This window comes from Streptomyces sp. NPDC050704, from assembly GCF_040654355.1.
Lineage (GTDB): Bacteria > Actinomycetota > Actinomycetes > Streptomycetales > Streptomycetaceae > Streptomyces.
In genome coordinates this window covers 101695-122481 of sequence record NZ_JBFAHW010000019.1, presented here as the reverse complement: position 1 = coordinate 122481, position 20787 = coordinate 101695, and the positions used below count along the sequence as shown (strand labels likewise).

The 20787-nt window shown below is 71.3% G+C and carries 19 protein-coding genes and 1 riboswitch; of the genes, 10 read left to right on the top strand and 9 right to left on the bottom strand.

What is annotated here, in order from left to right:
• Positions 1–12: 12 nt before the first annotated feature.
• The gene (locus AB0I18_RS13895; protein WP_363105675.1) at positions 13–1056 is read right to left on the bottom strand and encodes an iron ABC transporter permease; all 1044 of its coding nucleotides are present in this window, start codon (positions 1054–1056) and stop codon (positions 13–15) included.
• Between the two features lie 68 nt (positions 1057–1124).
• Positions 1125–2129, bottom strand: a complete 1005-nt coding sequence (locus AB0I18_RS13890) for a hemin ABC transporter substrate-binding protein (protein WP_363105662.1) — start codon at positions 2127–2129, stop codon at positions 1125–1127.
• 271 nt (positions 2130–2400) lie between these two features.
• Between AB0I18_RS13890 and AB0I18_RS13885 the strand changes: the two genes are divergently transcribed.
• From AB0I18_RS13885 to AB0I18_RS13875, 3 genes are all read left to right on the top strand, one after another.
• Positions 2401–3867 (top strand): HtaA domain-containing protein, encoded by a 1467-nt coding sequence (locus AB0I18_RS13885; protein WP_363105661.1) that lies wholly within the window; start codon positions 2401–2403, stop codon positions 3865–3867.
• 75 nt (positions 3868–3942) lie between these two features.
• Positions 3943–5433, top strand: a complete 1491-nt coding sequence (locus tag AB0I18_RS13880; RefSeq protein WP_363105660.1) for an HtaA domain-containing protein — start codon at positions 3943–3945, stop codon at positions 5431–5433.
• Positions 5434–5539: 106 nt separating this feature from the next.
• On the top strand, positions 5540–6184 hold the full coding sequence (locus tag AB0I18_RS13875; RefSeq protein WP_363105659.1) for a PhzF family phenazine biosynthesis protein: 645 nt from the start codon (positions 5540–5542) through the stop codon (positions 6182–6184).
• Positions 6185–6279: 95 nt separating this feature from the next.
• Here the strand turns inward: AB0I18_RS13875 and AB0I18_RS13870 are convergent, their stop codons facing one another.
• Both AB0I18_RS13870 and map read right to left on the bottom strand, forming a co-directional pair.
• Positions 6280–6939, bottom strand: coding sequence for a biliverdin-producing heme oxygenase (locus tag AB0I18_RS13870; RefSeq protein ID WP_363105658.1), 660 nt, complete (start codon positions 6937–6939; stop codon positions 6280–6282).
• 203 nt (positions 6940–7142) lie between these two features.
• Positions 7143–8000 (bottom strand): type I methionyl aminopeptidase, encoded by an 858-nt coding sequence (gene map, locus AB0I18_RS13865; RefSeq protein WP_363105657.1) that lies wholly within the window; start codon positions 7998–8000, stop codon positions 7143–7145.
• 60 nt (positions 8001–8060) lie between these two features.
• Between map and AB0I18_RS13860 the strand changes: the two genes are divergently transcribed.
• Positions 8061–8291, top strand: coding sequence for a hypothetical protein (locus tag AB0I18_RS13860; RefSeq protein ID WP_363105656.1), 231 nt, complete (start codon positions 8061–8063; stop codon positions 8289–8291).
• Positions 8292–8652: 361 nt separating this feature from the next.
• Here the strand turns inward: AB0I18_RS13860 and AB0I18_RS13855 are convergent, their stop codons facing one another.
• Positions 8653–9927, bottom strand: a complete 1275-nt coding sequence (locus AB0I18_RS13855) for an MFS transporter (RefSeq protein ID WP_363105674.1) — start codon at positions 9925–9927, stop codon at positions 8653–8655.
• 288 nt (positions 9928–10215) lie between these two features.
• Complete coding sequence (locus AB0I18_RS13850) at positions 10216–10818, bottom strand: hypothetical protein (RefSeq protein ID WP_363105655.1); 603 nt, start codon at positions 10816–10818, stop codon at positions 10216–10218.
• A 102-nt stretch (positions 10819–10920) separates the two neighbouring features.
• On the opposite strand from AB0I18_RS13850, the gene AB0I18_RS13845 reads away from it, so the two are divergent.
• The 3 genes from AB0I18_RS13845 to AB0I18_RS13835 all read left to right on the top strand — a co-directional run bounded on the left by AB0I18_RS13845 (position 10921) and on the right by AB0I18_RS13835 (position 13086).
• Positions 10921–12036: a sialidase family protein gene (locus tag AB0I18_RS13845; protein WP_363105654.1), complete on the top strand. Its 1116-nt coding sequence runs from the start codon at positions 10921–10923 to the stop codon at positions 12034–12036.
• Positions 12037–12073: 37 nt separating this feature from the next.
• Positions 12074–12790, top strand: a complete 717-nt coding sequence (gene npdG / locus AB0I18_RS13840; RefSeq protein WP_363105653.1) for an NADPH-dependent F420 reductase — start codon at positions 12074–12076, stop codon at positions 12788–12790.
• A gap of 107 nt (positions 12791–12897) precedes the next feature.
• On the top strand, positions 12898–13086 hold the full coding sequence (locus tag AB0I18_RS13835; RefSeq protein WP_363105652.1) for a hypothetical protein: 189 nt from the start codon (positions 12898–12900) through the stop codon (positions 13084–13086).
• Here AB0I18_RS13835 and AB0I18_RS13830 read toward each other — a convergent pair.
• Positions 13076–13876 carry a site-2 protease family protein gene (locus AB0I18_RS13830; protein WP_363105651.1) on the bottom strand — a complete coding sequence of 267 codons (801 nt, stop codon included), beginning with the start codon at positions 13874–13876 and terminating at the stop codon, positions 13076–13078. The genes AB0I18_RS13835 and AB0I18_RS13830 overlap by 11 nt on opposite strands.
• 119 nt (positions 13877–13995) lie before the next feature.
• On the opposite strand from AB0I18_RS13830, the gene AB0I18_RS13825 reads away from it, so the two are divergent.
• Positions 13996–14382 (top strand): DUF6578 domain-containing protein, encoded by a 387-nt coding sequence (locus AB0I18_RS13825; RefSeq protein ID WP_363105650.1) that lies wholly within the window; start codon positions 13996–13998, stop codon positions 14380–14382.
• 14 nt (positions 14383–14396) lie between these two features.
• Positions 14397–17711: a BTAD domain-containing putative transcriptional regulator gene (locus tag AB0I18_RS13820; protein ID WP_363105648.1), complete on the top strand. Its 3315-nt coding sequence runs from the start codon at positions 14397–14399 to the stop codon at positions 17709–17711.
• A 54-nt stretch (positions 17712–17765) separates the two neighbouring features.
• Here AB0I18_RS13820 and AB0I18_RS13815 read toward each other — a convergent pair whose 3' ends face one another.
• Together AB0I18_RS13815 and AB0I18_RS13810 are read right to left on the bottom strand one after the other, a co-directional pair.
• Positions 17766–18590 (bottom strand): ABC transporter permease, encoded by an 825-nt coding sequence (locus AB0I18_RS13815; RefSeq protein WP_363105647.1) that lies wholly within the window; start codon positions 18588–18590, stop codon positions 17766–17768.
• On the bottom strand, positions 18587–19630 hold the full coding sequence (locus AB0I18_RS13810) for an ATP-binding cassette domain-containing protein (RefSeq protein WP_363105646.1): 1044 nt from the start codon (positions 19628–19630) through the stop codon (positions 18587–18589). The genes AB0I18_RS13815 and AB0I18_RS13810 overlap by 4 nt, the downstream gene beginning before the upstream one ends.
• A gap of 252 nt (positions 19631–19882) precedes the next feature.
• Between AB0I18_RS13810 and AB0I18_RS13805 the strand changes: the two genes are divergently transcribed.
• Positions 19883–20389, top strand: a complete 507-nt coding sequence (locus AB0I18_RS13805) for a GNAT family N-acetyltransferase (protein WP_363105645.1) — start codon at positions 19883–19885, stop codon at positions 20387–20389.
• An 87-nt stretch (positions 20390–20476) separates the two neighbouring features.
• Positions 20477–20592: riboswitch (cobalamin riboswitch) on the top strand.
• The last annotated feature ends 195 nt before the right edge of the window (positions 20593–20787 follow it).

Genomic DNA, 20787 nt, shown 5'->3' with positions numbered 1-20787 from the left:
TGTCCGGCCACCTCATGCCCAACCTCCTTGCCTGCGACGGGTCCTGCGCAGCAGCCAGAAGAAGAACGGGCTGCCGAAGAGCGCGGTCAGCACCCCGAGCGGCAGCTCGGCGGGCTCCGCGACGGTACGGGCCGCGAGGTCGCCCGCGAGCAGGACCACCGCGCCGCCGAGGGCACTGGCGGGGATGAGGAAGCGGTGGCCAGGTCCTGCCGCCATGCGCAGCAGATGCGGGACGACGAGACCGACGAAGCCGATGATCCCGGAGACGCTCACGGCGGCGGCGGTCAGCAGTGAGATGACGAGGACCAGCACGATCCGGAGCCGTTCGACGTCCACGCCCAGGTGCCTGGCCGGGCGTTCGCCGAGGGCGAGGAGGTCCAACTTCCTTGCGTACAGCGGCGCGACGAGCAGCCCGACGGCCGCGCACGGCAGTACCGCGAGCACCTTCGGCCAGGTCGCCTGGGAGAGCGAGCCGAGCTGCCAGAAGGTGATCTGGTTCACCGCCGCGGTGTCCGCGAAGAAGATGAACAGGCCGATCAGCGCACCCGTGAACGCGTTCAGCGAGATGCCCGTGAGGATCAGCGTCACGACCTCGGTACGGCCGCCCGCGCGGGACATCCCGTACACGATCAGGACCGTGCCGAGGCCCGTGACGAAGGCGAAGGCCGGGATCGTCCAGGTGCCCAGGAAGTTCAGCCCGAGCGAGATCGCGGCGACCGCGCCGACCGCCGAGCCCGACGAGACCCCGATGACCCCCGGTTCGGCGAGCGGATTGCCGAACACGCCCTGCATCAGCGCCCCCGCGCAGCCCAGCGAGGCGCCGACGAGCAGCGCGAGCACGATCCGCGGGAAGCGCACGTTCCAGAGGACGGACTCGGGGACCCGGGCGAGTTCGGTGCCGCCGAGACCGGCCCGGTGCGCGACGGACCCGAGGACGTCACCGGGGGAGATGTCGTACGCGCCGAGCCCCGCGGAGACCAGGGTGAGGAGGCCGAGGAAGACGGTCAGCCCGACGGTGAGCAGCCACGGGACGCCGCGCCGGGGTCTTCCGGGCAGCTCGGGTCCGGGCGGCGCCTCCTGGGGCGACGACTGGGCCCCGGCTCCAACTCCCTTGTCGAGCACGGTCACTTGGCGTCCCCGTACAGCTGGTCGACCAGCGACTTCAGTACGTCGTCGGTGCGGGGGCCGTAGTTGAGCAGGACGCCGTCCTCGATGGAGACGACCCTGCGGTCCATGCCGGCCGGGGTCTGGGCGACACCGGGGATCTTCACGAGGCCGTCGAGGCCGCCGACGGATTCGAGGCCCTTGGACATGACGAGGATCGCGTCCGGGGCGGCCTTGGCGAGAGCCTCCGTGGTGATCGCGGTGAAGTCCTTCTCCAGACCCGACTCGGCACCGGCGTCCACGGCTCCCGCCGCTTCGAGCAGCGAGGTGGCCCCCGAACCCTTGCCGCCGATCAGATACACGGAGGCGGTGCCGCGGAGGTAGAGGAAAGCGACCCGGGGCCGCTCGGTCCGCTTCGGAATGTCCTTGCGTACGGCGGCGATCCGCTGCTCGGAGCGCTCCGCGAGTTCCTTCCCGGCGGCCGGTACGCCGAGGGCGCGGGCCACCGTCTCGATCCGCGGGCCCACGTCGTCGAGACCCTTCGCCGGGTCGACCACGAGCACCGGGACGCCCGCGTCACGGATCTGGCCCATGGCCTCGTCGGGCCCGGTGCTGGTCTCGGCGAGAACGAGGTCGGGCTTCAGCGACAGCACGCTCTCCGCGGAGACGTCGTGGTTGCGGGTCACCACCGGCAGCTTCTCCGCCTGCGCGAAGGTGGCGGTGATGTCACGGGCCACGACCCGGTCCCCGAGCCCGAGCGTGAAGACGATCTCACTGAGACTGCCGGACAGCGGAACGATCCGCCCGGCATCCCGCACCGTGACCTTCCGCCCGTCGGCCGACCGCACGGTGACGGGGAGTTGAGGAGCCGGGGCCTCCGCCAGAGGCTCAACACGATCGGCCGCGGCAGCACTGGCCTCGGCGGCCGGTTCCCCTTCCGGTGAACTGTCCGAGGAGCAGGCCGTCACCGTGAACACGAGCACCGCAAGCAGTGCCCCCGCCACTCGAGTACGCAGGTGTCGCACGGTCGCGTGGTTCCTTTCGATCGAGTCGTCGGGCTTTGAGGCGCGGGCCCAGAGCAGCGGGCCCTTCTTTCAGGGGCGCAGGGCGCCCCTGAAAGGGGCGCGGGGAACTGCGCGACCAGCCACGACGGGCCGGCAGCCAACAAATGACCCGCAGCCCCCTCTTTGTCTCATCCGGCGCTTCCCGCACCAGCGGGCATAGCTTAGGTTAGCCTTACCTTTCTCGCTAGGACGTCGCTGCATCCAGCCAGATCCCGCCCGCCCCGGAGGACCAATGCCCTCGCGCCCCCACCTACGCACCTACGCCGCCCTCCTCTGCACAGCAGTACTCATGACGCTGCTCCAGACCGGCCCAGCCCAGGCGGCAAGCCGTACCGTGCAGGGCGGCCGCCTGGACTGGGGCATCAAATCCTCCTTCCAGAGCTACGTCACCGGGCCCATAGCGAACGGCAGTTTCTCCCTCACCGGCGGCGCCGCCACAGTCGGCGGCAGCCAGTTCCGCTTCCACTCGGCGACCGGCACGTACGACGGCACGTCGGGCGCGTTCACCGCGGCCTTCTCCGGCGGGGTCCACTTCCTCGGGCACAAGGCGGACGACGGCAGCCACCAGCTCGACCTCACGATCAGCCGCCCCACCGTCCGCCTCTCCGGCAACGGCGGCACCGGCACCCTCCACGTCGACATCATCAGCAAGGCGAGGGGCACCGGGACGGTCACGACGTCCTCGCAGGTGCCCTTCGCCTCCCTCTCCCTCGGCGGCATCGACATGAAGGGCGGCGGCAACGCGGTCCAGCTCAGCAACCTGCCCGCCACGCTGACCGCCGAGGGCGCCAAGTCGTTCGCCGGGTACTACGAGGCGGGCACCGCCCTCGACCCGGTCAGCCTGTCGGCGGACGTCGAGGCGGCCGCGGCCGCCAAGCCGTCGAGCAAGCCGTCCCCCTCCCCGACCAAGTCCAAGTCCAAGTCGGGGGAGAAGAAGGGGAATTCGAGCGCCATCGAGGACGGGGCCGTCGACTGGGGTGTGCGCCGGACCTTCCGCGAGTACGTCTCCGGCGACATCGCCCAGGGCGAATGGAAGCTCAGTGACGGCGCCCAGGACGGCGGCGCGCTCTTCCGCTTCCCCGAGGGCTCGGGCACGTACGACGACAAGAAGCGCACCCTCGACGCGTCGTTCGCCGGAGCCGTCCGCTTCACGGGCGAGCAGGGACTGGACCTGAAGCTCAGCGGGGTCCGGGCCAAGGTGTCGGACGCCGGCAAGGGCACGCTCTACGCCGACGTGACGAGTGAGGGCGGTGGCGGTGGCGATGGCGGTACGGACAAGAAGGTCCCGCTGGTCACCTTCACCGCGCGGGACTTCACGCCGAAGGACGGCCTCGCCGAGGTGACGGAGGTGCCCACGAAGCTGACCGCCGAGGGCGCCGAGGCCTTCGGCGGGATGTACAAGGCGGGCACGGAGATGGACCCGGTCTCCCTCGCCGTCGCCCTGACCGAAAGCGCCGAACTCCCCGCGCTGCCCGACCTCGGCAGTTCGCAGTCGCCCACGCCGGAAGCGTCGACGGCCAAGAAGGCGGCGGCCGAGCCCGGCACCGAAGCCACCGCGAGCAGTTCTTCGGACGTTCCCGTCCTGCCCATCGGCCTCGCGGCCGGTTCCCTGATCGCGGTGGCCGCGGCCTTCGTGATCGTCCGCAGGCGTCAGGCACGACCGGCGGCCGAGGCCCCCGAGGCCCCCGAAAAGGACTGAACTCCCTTACTCCGTCCGCCTGTTGCGCGGATCGATCCCCGAACTCCGCACACTGAACCGAGGAGACCGACGACCATGGCCGCCAACCGCCGCCGCCCCGTAGTCCTTGCCGCCGCCGTCGCGACCGCTGTCACGCTCGGCGCCACCGCGCTCGCCGCGACGGCCGCGTCCGCCGCCGAAGTCCCGCTCAAGGGCTACGAGTTGACCTGGGGCATCAAGCAGTCGTACCGCACGTACGTGACCGGGATGGCGGGCGGCAGCTTCACGCCCGAGGGCGGCGCCACGCAGGCGAAGGACAACGGCGCGTTCACCTTCGGCAACGGCACCGGGACCTATGACTCCGAGGCGCACACCGTCGCGCTCGGCTTCGACGGCAGCCTGAAGATCGCCTCCAAGCCGCACGGCTTCGAACTCACCCTGTCCGACGTGAAGTTCGACAGCAAGGCCGCCAGAATCACCGCCGACGTGACGAAGCCCGACGCGACCCAGCAGGACGTACCGCTCGCCGAGGTCACCGTCACCCGCGACATGAGAGACATGGCGACCAAGCTGACGAAGGAGGCGGCGGACGTCTTCGGCAGTTCGAGCTACACGGGAGCGGCCGGGGACCCGCTGACGGTGGTGGAGAAGAAGACGGAGTCGCCGTCCCCGTCGACCTCGACCTCCACCACCCCGTCGGGCACGCCGTCCACGTCCACTTCCCCCACGGCCTCGCAGGCCCCGTCCACCGCCCCCTCCACGAGCCCGTCCCAGTCCACGAGCGAGAACCCCTCGCCCACCGAGGCGCCCACCAAGGGCGACATCACCGACGGCACCCTCGGCTGGGGCGTGAAGCAGTCCTTCCGTACGTACGTCGTGACCGGTGTCGCCAAGGGGAAGATCACCGTCTCCGGCGGCGCGGCCCAGGCCGCGGGCAACGGGATCTTCACGTTCGTCGACGGCACCGGTACCTACGACACGGACGCCGACACCCTCAACGCCTCCTTCAAGGGCTCCGTGAACTTCAAGGGCCATGAGGACGGCGGCACTTACGGCCTCGACCTCACCCTCAGCGACCTCAAGGCGGAGATCGACGGCGGCTCCGGCACGCTGACCGCCGACGTGAACAGCCTGGGCGAGAAGTCCGACGACGTGACCCTCGCCGAACTCAAGCCCAAGTCCGCCGACCTGACGGCCGAGAACGACGTCATCACCCTCGACGACGTCACCACCACACTCACCGCGGCCGGCGCCGAGGCCTTCGGCGGCTTCTACCAGACCGGCGCCGAACTCGACCCCGTGGACCTCTCGGTGGCGCTGTCCGACGACGCCGAACTCCCGGGCCCCGACCCGAGCTCGCCCACCGGTACGACGGGCGGCACCGGCACCACGGGCGGCACCGGAACGACCGGCGGGGCCGGCACCACCGGCTCCACCACGGGCGGTGTGACCGGCGGCCTCGCCGCCACCGGCTCGGACGTCCCGGTCGGCGCACTGGGCGCCGCGGCCGCGGTGACCGTCGCGGCGGGCGCGGGCGTGGTCTTCGCCGTCCGCAGGCGCCGGGCGACGGACTCCGCCCAGGCCTGACCTGCCCTACCCGTCCGACCCGCACGCGATCGCAGTCGGCCGCCGCCCCTCCCGGGGCCGGTGGCCGGCTGCGCGTGCACAGGTGCGGTGGTGTTTGAATGCCCGCGTGACTGATTACGACGTGCTGCGTGTCTTCTGCGGACCCCGTGGGGGATACGGCAACGAACTCGGGGTCGTACGCGAAGGCTCCGTACTGCCGGACCGGGACGAGCGGCAGCGGTTCGCGGCCAAACTCGGCTTCAGCGAGACCGTGTTCGTGGACGACCCCGAGCGCGGGGTCATCGACATCTACACGCCCAGCACGCGGCTGCCGTTCGCCGGCTACCCCTGCGTCGGCGCGGCCTGGCTGCTGGACGTACCCGAACTCGTCACACCCGCCGGGGTGGTGGGCACCCGCCTGGACGGCGAGTTCAGCTGGATCGAGGCGCGGCCGGAGTGGGCGGAGCCGCGGACACTCCGCCAGTACGGCTCGGCCGCGGAGGTCGACTCGCTGGCGGTACCCGCGCCGGGGGAGTGGCTCTACGCCTGGGCCTGGGAGGACGAGGCGGCGGGCCGCATCCGCGCCCGCGGCTTCCCCGGCCGAGGCGACGGCATCACCGAGGACGAGGCAACAGGCGCGGCAGCCCTACAACTGACAGCCCAACTGGCCCGAGCCCTGAACATAATCCAGGGCCAGGGCTCCCAAATCCTCACAGCGCCACAGCCGGAGGGATGGATAGAGGTAGGCGGCAGAGTCCTGCTGGAGCGATAAAGCCCGCTCTCACCCCAACCCCCTAGGGGCGCGGGGAACTGCGCGCTCAGCCCCCGCCGGGCCGCAGAATACAAACGGCCCTCCAAGCGGAGCGCTCACGCACTCACGCGAAACTCCTCAGCCAAGCCCCGGAACACCGCGATGTTCAACGCGAACGCCCGCTTGGTCTCCGCCACGATCCGCTGCTTCTCCAGGTCATCGACCGCGACCGAGTCCAGCAGCTCCCGATAGGTCCGCTTGAACGCGGCGGGATTGCCGATGTCCTCGAACACGTAGAACCGCACGCCGTCCCCCTTGCGCGCGAACCCCCACGTCTTCTCCGCCTTGCTCCGGACGACCTGCCCACCGGAGAGGTCACCGAGATAGCGCGTGTAGTGATGCGCGACGTACCCACCGGGCCACGTACGCGCACACTCCAGCACCCGCTCCGTGTACGCCTCCGTCGCGGGCAGCGGCGCGACCGCGTCCCGCCACCCGGCACCCCGCAGATGCGTGAGATCCCGCTCCAGCGAGGTGAGCCGCATCAGCTCGGGCCGCAGGAACGGTCCCGCCACCGGGTCGTCGGCCAGTTCGCGCGCGCCCTCTTCGAGTGCCCGGTAGACGAACCACAGCTGCTCGGTGTACCGCGTGTACGCGTCCACTCCGAGCTTGCCGCCGAGCAGGTCGGTCATGAATGTCGAGGCGTGCGCCTCCGCGTGGTACTCGTGCGTGGCGGAGCGGATGAGCGTCGAGAAGGGGGTGCTCGACGAGTTCATGTGGGCCTCCGGAGCCGAAGGGAAGGTGGGAACCGACCCTCATCCTCTATGGTTAGGCTTACCTAAGTCAATGGGTTTCCCGACGTCCTGTCGGTAAAACCGTACCCCGAATCTCCCGAGAACCCACACGAAAAGCCGCCCGCTCTGAAATGGGCGGGCGGCTGAGGCGGGCTGAGGCGGGGGGTGGTCGTGGCAGGGCGTGACTACGGCAGCGTGAGGACCTCGGCGCCGGTGTCCGTGACGACCAGCGTGTGCTCGAACTGCGCGGTCCGTCGGCGGTCCTTGGTCACGACCGTCCAGCCGTCGTCCCACATGTCGTACTCGTGCGTACCCAGGGTGAGCATCGGCTCGATCGTGAACGTCATCCCCGGCTGGATGATCGTCGCCGCGTTCGGGCTGTCGTAGTGCGGGATGATCAGCCCCGAGTGGAACGACGAGTTGATGCCGTGCCCGGTGAAGTCCCGTACGACCCCGTAGCCGAACCTCTTCGCGTACGACTCGATGACCCGCCCGATGACGTTGATCTGCCGACCGGGCTTGACCGCCTTGATGGCCCGGTTGAGGGACTCGCGGGTCCGCTCGACGAGCAGCTTGCTCTCCTCGTCGACGTCCCCGACGAGGTAGGTGGCGTTGTTGTCACCGTGCACGCCCCCGATGTACGCCGTGACGTCGAGGTTGATGATGTCGCCGTCCCGCAGGACCGTGGAGTCCGGGATGCCGTGACAGATGACCTCGTTCAAGGAGGTGCACAGGGACTTGGGGAAACCGCGGTAGCCGAGCGTGGACGGGTAGGCGCCGTGGTCGCACATGTACTCGTGGGCGACCCGGTCCAGTTCGTCCGTGGTGACGCCGGGGGCGATGAACTTGGCGGCCTCCGCAAGGGCCCGCGCGGCGACCCGGCCCGCGGTGCGCATCGCCTCGATCGTCTCGGGCGTCTGCACCTCCGGACCGGTGTACGGGGTGGGAGCGGGCTTGCCCACGTACTCGGGACGCCTGATGTTTCCCGGGACGGGACGGACGGGAGAGAGCTCCCCTGGTACGAGCAGCGACTGGCCAGACATGCCAGCGAGTCTAACCAGCGCGGGTGGGGGACGATGTCTGTGGCGAAAGGAGCCGGAGCCATGGCCCTGTTCAAGAAGCGGACGGTCGGAAAGCCGGGCGAGTGGTACTACTGCCTGGAGCACAAGAAGGTCGAGGAGGGCCCGGAGTGCCCCGCGAAGGACCGCTTCGGCCCGTACGCGTCCCGAGGCGAGGCCCAACACGCGATGGAAACCGCCCGCGAACGCAACGTGGAGTGGGAAACGGACCCCCGCTGGCACGACTCCGCTCCACGGGACCCGGCCGACGACTAGCCGCCGCTGCGCGGCGATATCCCCCGCCCACCCGCCCCTTCCGGGGCGGGTGACCCAGCACCGCGCCCCCGGCCCCGCCAGGGGCGCGGGGCTGCGACATTATGCGGCTCCGCCGCAGGGGCGCGCTCAGCCCACGAGAACCCGCACCCTACGAACCGGCGTGAAGCCCCGTCTCCCAGGGGCGCGAGGAACTGCGCGACCAGCCCAAGAGCACCCGCACCGCACAAACCGGCCCAAGCCCCCGTCTCCCAGGGGCGCGGGGAACGGCGCGCTCAACCCCCACCAACCCGCACCCTACGAACCGCCGTCCCCCCCCAAGGGGCGCGGGGAACTGCGCGACAAGCCCCCACCGGCCCGCACCCTACGAACCCCCCGTCACCACCCCTTCCCGCGCCTCCTTCAACCGCACCGCATGCTCATTCGTCCGCACGTCATACGTCATGAGCTTCGGAAGACACAACGCCAACGCCCCCACCGCCGCCACACACAGCACACCCCCGGCCCACACAGACGCCCGCACATTCATCAGTGCGGCCATCCCACCGGCCCGCACCTGCCCGAGCTGCGGCCCCACCGAATACGACAGCAACTCGATCCCGGCCAACCGCCCCCGCAACTCGTCCGGAATCGTCTGGTTCCACATCGCCGCCCGGAAGATCCCGCTGACCATGTCGAAGCACCCGCCCAGGGTGAGGCAGAGCAGCACCAGCCACACGTTGTGAACGGCCCCCGCGGCCACCATCGCAAGCCCCCAGAACGCCGCCCCCAGCACCACCATCCGCCCGTGCCGATGAACCCGCGAGGTCCACCCGCTCGTGAGGCTCACCAGCAACGCCCCGGCGGGCAGCGCGGAGTACATCAGCCCCAGCGACCACTCGGCGTCCAACTCGTCCGCCAGGAACGGCAGCACGGCGAGCGGAAAGGCGAGGAACATCGCGGCGAGGTCGATGGTGTAGGTACCCAGGAGCTCCTTGCGGCTCCACGCGTACCTGGCACCCTCCGCGATCGCCCGCAACGACGGCTTCGCCGCCTCGTGCGAGGCGGGCGACGAGGCGAGTCCGACGGCGAGGACGACCGAGACCACGAAGGTCGCGAGATCCGCGGCATAGGCCCAGCCGAGACCGGCGTACGCCACCACGAGCCCAGCGACGGCCGGCCCCGCGACACCCCCGACCGTCCACCGCAACGAGTTGAGCGCGGCCGCCGCCGGCAGGTGCTCGTGCCGGACGATGCGCGGCGTGAGCGCGTCCAGGGCCGGCCGCTGGATCGCGATGAGTGCGGAGGAGACCGCGGCGACGGCGTACAGCGGCCACACCAGCGGGTCCGGCAGCACCGAGTTGACCAGCAGCGCGGCACAGAGCAGGCCCTGTCCCACCTCCGTCCACAGGATCAGCTTCCGCTTGTCCAGGGCATCGGCGAGCGCCCCGCCGTACAGACCGAAGACGATCAGCGGTACGAGTTCCGCGGCACCGATCGCACCGACGGCCACCGCGGACCCGGTCAGCTCCTTCATCTGCACCGGCAGCGCGACGAAGGTCAGGAAGCTGCCGAAGTTGGTGATGAGCCCGGCCACCCACAGCCGCCGGAAGTCGGCGGAGGTCCGCCACGGGGCCAGATCGGGCAGCAGCCCGCGCAGCCGTGCGACGACGGAGCCGGAGACAGGGGCCGAGGCGTCGGTGTCCGTACCGGCGTCGGTATCGCGGCCGGGGCCGGTACCCGTATCGGTATCTGCGTCGGCGGACGCGGGCGCAGATACGGATACGGATACGGATGCATCGGCACCGGCATTGGCATCGGCGTCGGCGTCGGCGTCGGCGGATTCAGTCACGAGTGGCCATGCTCCGGCGCGGCGACCGTGAAGACAAACCCTTTTCCGGCGCCGACGACGTGAAAAAAGCGCCGCTAGGGCGGCCGGGAACCGTGCCTACCAGCGCGCCGGCGGTGGCGACGTCAGCTGGTCCGTCAGCCGTGACAGCCGGTCCCGGAAACGGCGTCGGCCGTGCGGCACCGGGAGGGAGTTCTCCCCGGCCGCCGCGCTCACCAGATGCTGCACGGTGTCCAGGTCGAGATCGGGCTCGGACGGCACCGCGAGCGCCTCGTGCGCCATCGCGTGCAGCTCGCGGTCGCCGGAGTCCAGCGCGAGGACCGTGGCCCCGGCGCTGCGCGCGTTATGGACCCGCTCCAGGAGCGCGGCCCCGGGCGCGTCCGGCGCCACGACCAGCAACGTCTCGCCACGCCTGGCCGCCTCGATCCGGCCGAGCCCGACGGCCAGATGGGCCGGGTCCCCGGGCCGCGCTCCGTGCCGTACGAGCGTCGGCGTCAGCTCGGGCGTGCCCGACCAGGCGGCCTCGTCCACCAGATGCGCGGCCAGATGCCACGGCTCGTACTCCGCCGTCCCCACCAGCAGCAGCCCGCCCCCGTGCGGCACGACGGAGGACCGCAGCGCCCCCGCGAACCGCCGCGTGGCCCCCAACCACTCGGTTCCGGCCAGCACTTCGCGCAACAAGGCCACTCGTACGGCATCCATGCGCACGCATCCTGCCGTAAACGGCCGCTCGTCAGGCGGAGTTCACCCCGAATTCGCCCGACGTGGGCAGAGTGTGCAACCCAGTCGGCAAGGGAGGGTTCCATGACGACCAGTGAGACCAACCAGACCAGCGAGACCGGCGAAACCGGTGAGGTGTCCGTGCCGTTCCGGGCGGGGCAGGGGGGCTACGCGAGCTTCCGTATCCCGGCCGTCGTCGCCACCGGCACCGGACAGCTGCTCGCCTTCTGCGAAGGCAGGGTCGGCTCCCGCGACGACTTCGGGAACATCGACATCGTCCTGAAGCGGTCCACCGACGGGGGACTGACCTGGGGCCCGCTCCAGGTCGCCGCCAAGAACGGCGACGCCCTCGCGGGCAACCCGGCGCCCGTCGTCCTCGACACCGGCCGCGTCCTGCTCGTCCACGTTCGCAACGCGGCCCTCGCCACCGAGGACGCCATCCGCCGCGGCAAGGTGAGCGCCACCGACGGACGCCGCGTCTGGGTCCAGCACAGCGACGACGAGGGGCTCACCTGGTCGAACCCGAAGGAGATCACGGGGCAGGTGAAGAAGGCGGCCTGGCGCTGGTACGCCACCACGCCCGGCCACGCCCTCCAGCTGAGCACCGGCCGGGTCGTCGTCCCCGCCAACCACTCCCTCCCGCCGGCCGGCCAGGACAACGGCACCGAGGGCAAGTACAACGGCGGGCACTGTCTGCTGAGCGACGACCGCGGCGAGAACTGGCGCATCGGATACGTCGACGACAACACCGACGGCTACATCAACGTGAACGAGACGACGGCGGCCGAACTCGCCGACGGGCGCGTCTACTTCAACACCCGCAACGACTCGCCCGCTCCCGGCACCCGCGCCGACGCGTACTCGCGGGACGGCGGCCAGACCCTGCTGAAGCCCTTCCGTCCGCAGGCCGGCCTCACCGCCCCCGTCGTCGAGGCGAGCGTGCTCCAGCTCCGCGACCCCGACGTGCTGCTCTTCTCCGGGCCCGCCGACCCCGGCTTCCGCGCCCTGATGACGATCCGCGCCAGCACCGACGGCGGCACCACCTGGCGGCCCGCGCACACCGTGGACGGACTGCCCGCCGCGTACTCCGATCTCGTCCGCGTCGACGACGACACCGTCGGACTCCTCTACGAGACGGGCGACTTCGGCGCGTACGAGACCATCACCTTCCGCCGCGTGCCGGTGACGGACCTCACCTGAGCCGGAGGTCGGATCCACGCCGACGTAAAGTCGGCCCATGACCTCTAACGACAGTGTGCAGAAGGCCCCCGCGAAGGCTCCGGCCAAGGATCCCTGGGACCTTCCCGACGTCTCCGGGCTCGTCGTGGGCGTGCTCGGCGGCACCGGCCCGCAGGGCAAGGGCCTTGCCTATCGGCTGGCGCGGGCCGGCCAGAAGGTGATCATCGGCTCGCGGGCCGCCGAGCGCGCGCGGTCCGCCGCCGAGGAGCTCGGACACGGCGTCGAGGGTGCCGACAACGCCGAGACCGCGCGCCGCAGCGACATCGTGATCGTCGCGGTGCCGTGGGAGGGGCACGGCAAGACGCTGGAGTCGCTGCGCGGGGAACTGGCGGGCAAGCTCGTCGTCGACTGCGTCAACCCGCTCGGTTTCGACAAGAAGGGCGCGTACGCGCTGAAGCCCGAGGAGGGCAGCGCCGCCGAGCAGGCCGCCGCCCTGCTGCCGGACTCGCGGGTGGCCGCCGCCTTCCACCACCTCTCGGCGGTGCTGCTGATGGACCCCGAGATCGCGGAGATCGACACCGATGTGATGGTGCTCGGCGAGGAGCGGGCGGACGTCGAGATCGTGCAGGCGCTGGCCGGGCGGATTCCGGGCATGCGCGGCATCTTCTCCGGGCGGCTGCGCAACGCCCACCAGGTCGAGGCGCTGGTGGCGAACCTGATCTCGGTGAACCGGCGGTACAAGGCCCACGCGGGTCTGCGCCTGACCGACGTGTAGGCCGTGCGGACGGACGTGCCGACGGATGTGCCGCGGGGGTGGGGGACACTGGAGCTCAGCAGTGTCCCCCGGCACGGCCGGACAGGAATCGACAGGAGCCGCCCCCCATGTCCCGACTCGCCCTCTACACCCTCGTCGTCTGCGTGCTCGCCGTCGCCGCGGCCGTCGTCTCGTTCGTACAGGGCAGCTGGCTGGGGATCGTGTGGGTGCTGCTCGCCGGGCTGTCGTCCAACATGACCTGGTACTACGTGCGTCGGGACCGGGCGCGGCGCAAGGCGTCGTCCGTCACGGGCTGACCGAGCAGTACTGGTTGGTGTCGGTCCAGAAGCGGTACAGGTTCTGGCCGCAGTAGGTCTCGATCTCGTCGATGCCCAGGCTGCGCAGCAGCGAGTCGATCACGTCGAAGAACACGCTGTTCACCGCCGGGATCCACAGGATGGCGATCACCAGGAGCAGCCCGAAGGGCGCGAGCGGCTCCACCTGGCGGCGGATCTTGTACGACAGCCAGGGCTCGATCACGCCGTAGCCGTCCAGGCCCGGCACCGGCAGGAAGTTCAGCAGCGCGGCGGTGACCTGGAGCAGCGCCAGGAACGCGAGGGCGAACCGGAAGTCGTCCGGCACGCCGTCGAGCGCGTCCAGCCAGAACGGGGCCGTGCAGACGATCGCGAACAGCACGTTCGTCAGCGGGCCCGCCGCCGAGATCAGGCTGTGCTTCCAGCGGCCCTGGATGCGGCTCCGCTCGATCCAGACCGCGCCGCCCGGCAGACCGATCCCGCCCATCATCACGAAGATGACGGGCAGCACGATGCTCAGCAGCGCGTGCGTGTACTTCAGCGGGTTGAGGGTCAGATAGCCCTTCGCGCCGATCGAGATGTCGCCGCTGTGCAGGGCCGTGCGCGCGTGCGCGTACTCGTGCAGACAGAGCGAGACGATCCAGGCCGCCGTCACGAAGAGGAAGACGGCGACGCCGGGCTGCTCGGCGAAGCCCGTCCAGGTCGCCCAGCCGGTGACCGCGGTGACGGCCACGATCCCGAGAAAGACGGGGCTGATCCGCCGGTCGCTGTGCCGGCTGGTGGCGGTGGTCATGGGGTCGGGCTCCCTGGGGTTCGCTCAGCGGGGTTCACGCTGATGGGCGTGCCCGACCGTACCGGGCGTATGCCGAAAACGTCTCGCGGTCCACTGTGAGTTCCGGGGAAGGTGGACCCATGGGGTCGTGGCAGGTGTTCTACGAGAGCTGGCAGATGGAGTGCTGCGGCACCCCGTTCTCGGTGGGGGACGAGGTGACCTGGCCGCTGCGGTTCACGGACGCGGACGAGTCGCTCGCCGTTGAGCTGCACGGCGGAAAATGGCCCGAGCGTACCGGCCTCGTCCAGGAGATCCGGCTGGTGAGTGAGCGGAACGCCGCCGCCGTGCCGGGGTCGAGCACCCGTGAACCCGTGCCGGGGGAGCGGTCGCTGCGGACCGTCGATACCTGCCCGAAGTGGTTCAACACCGATGAAAGCCGTACGCCGGAGGGCCTCGCCGAGACCGGTGTCCTCGTCACCCTCGCGATCCCGGACGCCACACCGCCGCAACCCCGCGACCGGCGCTGAGAACACCGGAGACAATGGACCCCGTGCGCTACCGCATCCTCGGCACCACCCAGGCACTCCACACCGACGGCACCCCCGTCCCGGTCGGTGGGGCGCGGCTGCGTGCCCTGCTGACCGTGCTCGCCCTGCGGCCGGGACGAACCGTGTCCGCGGCCGTGCTGGTCGACGAGGTGTGGGGCGCCGACCCGCCCGCCGACACCACGGGCGCGCTGCAGGCCCTGGTGGGGCGGCTGCGCAGGGCGCTGGGCGCGGACGCGATCGGCTCCGCGGAGGGCGGCTACCGGCTGTGCGCGGCGGCCGACGACATCGACCTGCACCGCTTCGACCGGCTCGCCGCCGAGGGCGCCCGCGCGCTGGCCGACGGCGACCCCGGCAAGGCGGCCGTCATCCTCGACGACGCCCTCGCCCTCTGGCACGGCCCCGCCCTCGCCGACCTCCCCGACCGCACCACCGAGTCGTCCCGCTGGGAGACCCGCCGCCTGGACGCCCGCCGCGCCCGCCTCACCGCGGCCCTCGCCCTCGGCCACGCCGAACAGTCCCTCCCCGACCTCACCGCCCTCTGCGACGTCCACCCCCTGGACGAGCCCTTACAGCTCCTGCGCCTGCGGGCCCTGCGCGACGCGGGCCGCACCGCGGAGGCACTGGCCGGCTACGAGTCCGTACGACAGCTCCTCGCCGACCGGCTCGGCACCGACCCGGGTCCTGAACTGCGGGCGCTGCACACGCAGTTGCTGCGGGGCGCCCCCGATCCCGTACCCGCGCACAACGGCGAGCGGCGAGCCCCGGAGCCGGAGTTCCGTACGCACAGCGCACCTCCCGGCAACCTCCGGGCCCGGCTCACCTCCTTCGTCGGCCGGGACACCGACCTGGAGACCATCCGCGGGGACCTCGCGGCGGCGCGGCTCGTCACGCTGCTCGGGCCCGGCGGGGCCGGCAAGACGCGGCTGTCGCAGGAGGCGGGGGAGAGCGTCGCCCCGGCCGCGCCCGACGGGGTGTGGCTGGCCGAACTCGCGCCCGTCGACGACCCGGAGGCCGTACCCGAGGCCGTGCTCACCGCGGTCGGGGCGCGGGAGACCGTGCTGCGCGGCGCCGGGGCCGAGGAGATGCGGGCCGTCGCCGACCGGCACGACGACCCGCTCGTCCGGCTCACCGAGCACTGCGCGGGGCGCCGCATGCTGCTCATCCTCGACAACTGCGAACACGTCGTGGAGGCGGCCGCCCACCTCGTCGAGACGCTCCTCGAACGCTGCCCCGGACTGACGGTCCTCGCCACGAGCCGCGAACCCCTGGGCGTACCGGGGGAGTTGCTGCGCCCGGTGGAACCGCTGCCCGAGCCGTACGCGCTGCGGCTGCTCGCCGACCGGGGAGCGGCCGCCCGCCCCGGCTTCCGCGTCGAGGACGATCCCGCAGCCGCCGCCGAGATCTGCCGACGGCTCGACGGACTGCCGCTCGCCATCGAACTCGCCGCCGCCCGGCTGCGGATGCTCACCCCGCGGCAGATCGCCGACCGCCTGGACAACCGCTTCCGCCTCCTCACCTCCGGCAGCCGCACCGTCCTGCCCCGCCAGCAGACACTCCGTGCCGTCGTCGACTGGTCCTGGGACCTGCTCGACGAGGACGAACGGGACGTGCTGCGGCGGCTGTCCGTGTTCGCCGGCGGCTGTGATCTCGCCGCGGCGGAAGCAGTCTGCGGGCCCGCCGCGCTGGAGGCGCTCGGCTCGCTCGTCGACAAGTCCCTTGTGGTGGCCGCGCCTTCGGGTGAGCCGTCGGGTGAGGGGAGCGGGATGCGCTACCGGCTCCTGGAGACGGTCGCCGAGTACGCGGGGCAACGGCTCGACGAGTCCGGCGAGCGCCCCGGCGCCGAGCGCGCCCACCTCACGTACTACCGCGAACTCGCCCGCACCACCGACCCCCGACTGCGCGGCCCCGACCAGCGGGCGGCCATCGAGCTGCTCCAGCTGGAGGGCGAGAACATGCGCGCCGCCCTGCACCACGCCGTCGCCGAACGCGACGAGCAGGAGGCGCTCTGCCTCTTCCTCTCCCTCGCCTGGTACTGGCAGATCCGCGATCTGCGCACCGCGACCCGCACCTGGGCCCGCGAGGTCATGGCCCTCGGCCCCGACCCGTTCGCGCCGCCCGCGGAGCCCGCCGTCCCGCTGTACGAGCCCTGCACCGCGACCCCGCCGCCGATGCGCCCGGAGGTCCTCGCCGAGGCCCGGCGCGGCGTCCACCTGCTCCATCTCGCCTGTATGGACCTGGAGTTGGAGACCTGGCAGACCCCGGAGGCCGAGGTGAAGCTGCGCGCCATCACCGAGGCCTACCGGCCGGGGCTCCCGCAGGTCTGCCGCAACCCCGGCTACCTCTGGTTCTACGCCGTTCTGCTGACCGGCGACATGGACCGGCTGCGCGGGGTCATCGACGCGAGCATCGAGACCTGCCGCGAACTCGGCTACGGCTGGGAGCTGGCCGTCGCCCTGCAGATGCGCGCCAACATCCTCGCCAACCGCGCCGACTGGGCGGGCGACGCGACCCGCGACGCCGACGAGGCGCTGGAGATCTTCACCCGCGTCGAGGACGCCTGGGGCGCCGCCGAGGCGCTCTCCGCACGCGGTGAGGCCCGCGAACGCAAGGGCGAGTACCAGCTCGCCGCGGCCGACTACGAAGCGGCCATCACCCACGCCGAACGGCTGGGCGCGCGCGCCCAGACGGCGGTGCTCGGCGCCCGCCTCGGCAGTGTGTTCATCGACTCGGGCCAGATCGAGCGCGGCGAGCGGCTGCTGCGCGAGGTCCTGGAACAGGGCCACGGCGCGGCCAACGAGGCGATGCCCGCGGCCCGGCTCTTCCTCGCGATGTGTCTCGGCCGCACCGGCCGGGTCGCCGAGGCGCGCGAGCAGATGGTCCGGCTGCGCACCGACTTCGGAGCCGCCCGCTTCGTGGCCTTCGACGGGTTCGTCCTCGGTGTGGAGGCCTGGCTGGACACACTGGACGGCCGGTACGAGGAAGCCGTGGTGAAGATGCGGGGGGCCTTCGTGCGCGGGAACGACCCGCTGGCCCGGATGATCGCGCCGCACATGATCACCGCCCATCTGATCACCGCCGCCATCGCGCTGTCCGGCGTCGACGGCGGCCGGCGCGCCCGGGACGCGGCCCGCTGCCTGGGCGCCGCGGACCGCCTCGCGCCGCCCGGCCACCTCCCGGCCGCGCTGGAGCGCGAGATGCGGGCCAGGGCCGAGACCCAGACGCGCGCCGTCCTCGACGACGAGATGTACGAGACCGCGTACGCGGAGGGCGGTGACCTCTCCTTCCGGGAGGCCACCGCCCTGGTCTGACGACGACGCGGATCGCTGCACGGGTAAACGGGTAATGGGCAGGCCGGGCGGACGTCAGCTCTTGGTGCGGTACTTGTGGATCGCGACCGGGGCCATCACCACGGTGATGACGACGGACCAGACCAGGGTGATCGTGACGTCGTGGGCGACCGGCTGGCCGCCGTTCATCAGACCGCGGGCCGAGTCCGCGAGGGACGACAGCGGGTTGTAGTCGGTGAAGGTCTGGAGCCAGCCCGGCATGGTGGACGGCGGCGAGAAGATCGAGGAACCGAACTGCAGGGGCATCAGCACGAGGAACCCCATTCCCTGGATGGCCTGGGCGTTCTTCATCACCACGCCCATGGTCAGGAAGATCCACATGATGGCGGAGCCGAAGACCACGGACAGGCCGATGGCGGCGAAGAGGCCCGGGACGTTCGACACGGACAGGCCGAGCATGAAGCCGACCGCGAGCAGGATCGCCGTGGCGACCAGCAGGCGGCCGATCTCGACCGAGATCTTGGCGATCAGGACCGAGGCACGGGAGATCGGCAGGGACCGGAAGCGGTCCATCACGCCCGTCTGGAAGTCCTGGTTGAAGCCGGTGCCCACGCCCATGGCGATGTTCATGCCCATCATCGCCATGAGGCCCGGGACGACGTAGTTGACGTACACGTCCTGGTTGCCCTGGCCGGCGATCGCGCCGCCGAAGACGAACACGAACAGCAGCGTGAACACGATCGGCATCAGGATCACGTCGAACATCGACTCCGGGTCCTGGCGGATCCACAGCACGTTGCGGCGGACCAGGGCGCTGATGTGGCGCAGGTGGGCGCGGAGGCCGACGCGGGGGTCGTCCGTGACCTGGGCGGCCGGGGCGTCGATGACGGCGGTACTCACGCGGAGACCTCCTCGTAGGCGTGGGCGGGCTGGGGTTCGTCCTGGGGGTCGGTGGCCCGGTGGCCGGTGAGGGACAGGAACACCTCGTCCAGGCTGGGCAGTTCGGTGCCGAGGTCGGCGAGGGTGATGCCGCGGGCGGTGACCGCGCCGACCACCGCGGTCAGCTGCTCGTCACTGAGGATCGGGACGACGACCGTGCCCGTCTCGATGTCCACGGTCGCGTTGCCCGGTCCGGTGAGCCCGAAGTCGTCCAGGGCCGCCGCCGTGGGCCGTAGCTCCAGCGGGTCGGCCGGGCGGATGCGCAGGACGCGGCCGCCGACCTTCGCCTTCAGTTCGTCGATGGCGCCGTTCGCGATGACCTTGCCGCGGTCGATGACCGTGAGCTCGTCGGCGAGCTGCTCGGCCTCCTCCATGTACTGGGTGGTGAGCAGCACGGTGACGCCGTCGCCGACCATGCGCTTGACCTCGGTCCACACCTCCATGCGGGTCCGCGGGTCCAGGCCGGTCGTCGGTTCGTCCAGGTAGAGGACGGCCGGGCTGCCGATCATGGACGCGGCGAGGTCCAGGCGGCGGCGCATGCCACCGGAGTACGTGTTCGCCGGGCGCTTGGCCGCGTCCGTCAGCGAGAAGCGCTCCAGGAGCTCGTCGGCGCGGGTCCTGGCGTCCTTGCGCGTCAGGTCCAGGAGGCGGCCGATCAGGTAGAGGTTCTCCCGCCCTGAGAGCTTCTCGTCCACGGAGGCGTACTGGCCCGTGAGGCCTATCACCCGGCGGAGCTGGCGGGGCTGGCGCACGACGTCGTAGCCGGCGACGGTCGCCTGTCCCGCGGTCGGGGCGAGGAGGGTGGACAGGATGCGTACGAGGGTGGTCTTGCCGGCGCCGTTCGGACCGAGTACGCCGCGCACGGTGCCCTCGCGTACGTCCAGGTCCACGCCGTCCAGTGCCTTGGTCTCGCCGTAGTGCTTGACCAGCCCCCGCACGGTGACGGCGTTGCGGCCGCCGGCACCGTCGTCTTGTCGGGGAGTGTTGTCGATTCGCGTCATGCCGACCAAGGTGCCAGCCCCCACCGACAAACCACCTACAGCTTGCCGACAGCGGCCGATATGTCGCCGACAGTCGTTTATTTTCCAGCCCGGTCCCGCATTTCCAGCCCGTCCGGCGTTTGAGGACGAGGCCGTTCAGGCCGATCAGCGGGGGTCTGGGGGCGCAGCCCCCAGGGATGGGACGGGTAGGGGCGGCGGGGGCGAAGGAAAATCAGCGGCCCACAGCCGCCCCCGTCCGCCACACTCCCCACCATGGACATCACGATCAGGCGGGCGCAGCCCGACGAGTACACGGCGCTGGGCGAGATCACCGCGCAGGCCTACCTGGAAGACGGGCTGCTCGACTTCGGGGAGAGCGACGAGTACCTCGGCGAACTGCGGGACGTGGCGAAACGAGCCACCGCAGCCGACGTCCTCGTAGCCACGACCGGCCCCCACCTCCTCGGCGGCGTGACCTTCGTACCGTCCGGCGGCCCGATGGCGGACATCGCGCAACCGGGCGAAGCCGAGATACGAATGCTGGCGGTCGCGAAGGAGGCCCGCGGCCACGGCGCCGGCGAGACCCTCGTCCGCGCCTGCGTCGAGCGAGCCCGGGCCACGGACGGCTGCGTACGCGTCGTCCTGTCCACCCAGCACACCATGCACAGCGCTCACCGCATCTACGAACGCCTCGGCTTCACCCGCACCCCGGCCCGCGACTGGAACCCGATTCCGCACCTCGACGACATCACGCTGCTCACCTACGAGTTGACGTTCTGACACCCTCCGAAGCCGACACGACACAACATGTGGGGGTGCTTCCGGAGCCCGGCACAAGATGTATGCTCATGCTCGCTGTCGCCGCAGGGGAATCCGGTGCAAATCCGGAACTGTCCCGCAACGGTGTACTTGTGCGTGTCCGTCCCCAGGGAACCTCCGAGGAACCCCGGAGGAGAGCCGCGCACTCGGTCAGTCCGAGGACCTGCCGACAGCGCGCCCAGGCCGTCCGGCCCGGGTACCGATGACGTCCGGGCCTCGCGGAGTGGGCCGGTGGACGCGGCGTACCGCTGCGCAGAGCGCGTACCCCCGTGTGCCCCGAAACCCTCTCCCCGCAGGCCCCCGCGCCGAGCGAGGGAGAACCCCACGTGACCATCGCGCCAGCCGATCCGGTCTCAGCG

What these genes read in the sequence shown, in the direction of transcription:
- AB0I18_RS13885 (WP_363105661.1), top strand. Translation starts at nt 2,401, where the DNA reads ATGCCCTCGCGCCCCCACCTACGCACCTACGCCGCCCTCCTCTGCACA.
- AB0I18_RS13880 (WP_363105660.1), top strand. Translation starts at nt 3,943, where the DNA reads ATGGCCGCCAACCGCCGCCGCCCCGTAGTCCTTGCCGCCGCCGTCGCG.
- AB0I18_RS13870 (WP_363105658.1), bottom strand. Translation starts at nt 6,939, where the DNA reads ATGAACTCGTCGAGCACCCCCTTCTCGACGCTCATCCGCTCCGCCACG.
- map (WP_363105657.1), bottom strand. Translation starts at nt 8,000, where the DNA reads ATGTCTGGCCAGTCGCTGCTCGTACCAGGGGAGCTCTCTCCCGTCCGT.
- AB0I18_RS13860 (WP_363105656.1), top strand. Translation starts at nt 8,061, where the DNA reads ATGGCCCTGTTCAAGAAGCGGACGGTCGGAAAGCCGGGCGAGTGGTAC.
- AB0I18_RS13850 (WP_363105655.1), bottom strand. Translation starts at nt 10,818, where the DNA reads ATGGATGCCGTACGAGTGGCCTTGTTGCGCGAAGTGCTGGCCGGAACC.
- AB0I18_RS13845 (WP_363105654.1), top strand. Translation starts at nt 10,921, where the DNA reads ATGACGACCAGTGAGACCAACCAGACCAGCGAGACCGGCGAAACCGGT.
- npdG (WP_363105653.1), top strand. Translation starts at nt 12,074, where the DNA reads ATGACCTCTAACGACAGTGTGCAGAAGGCCCCCGCGAAGGCTCCGGCC.
- AB0I18_RS13835 (WP_363105652.1), top strand. Translation starts at nt 12,898, where the DNA reads ATGTCCCGACTCGCCCTCTACACCCTCGTCGTCTGCGTGCTCGCCGTC.
- AB0I18_RS13830 (WP_363105651.1), bottom strand. Translation starts at nt 13,876, where the DNA reads ATGACCACCGCCACCAGCCGGCACAGCGACCGGCGGATCAGCCCCGTC.
- AB0I18_RS13825 (WP_363105650.1), top strand. Translation starts at nt 13,996, where the DNA reads ATGGGGTCGTGGCAGGTGTTCTACGAGAGCTGGCAGATGGAGTGCTGC.
- AB0I18_RS13820 (WP_363105648.1), top strand. Translation starts at nt 14,397, where the DNA reads ATGGACCCCGTGCGCTACCGCATCCTCGGCACCACCCAGGCACTCCAC.
- AB0I18_RS13810 (WP_363105646.1), bottom strand. Translation starts at nt 19,630, where the DNA reads ATGACGCGAATCGACAACACTCCCCGACAAGACGACGGTGCCGGCGGC.
- AB0I18_RS13805 (WP_363105645.1), top strand. Translation starts at nt 19,883, where the DNA reads ATGGACATCACGATCAGGCGGGCGCAGCCCGACGAGTACACGGCGCTG.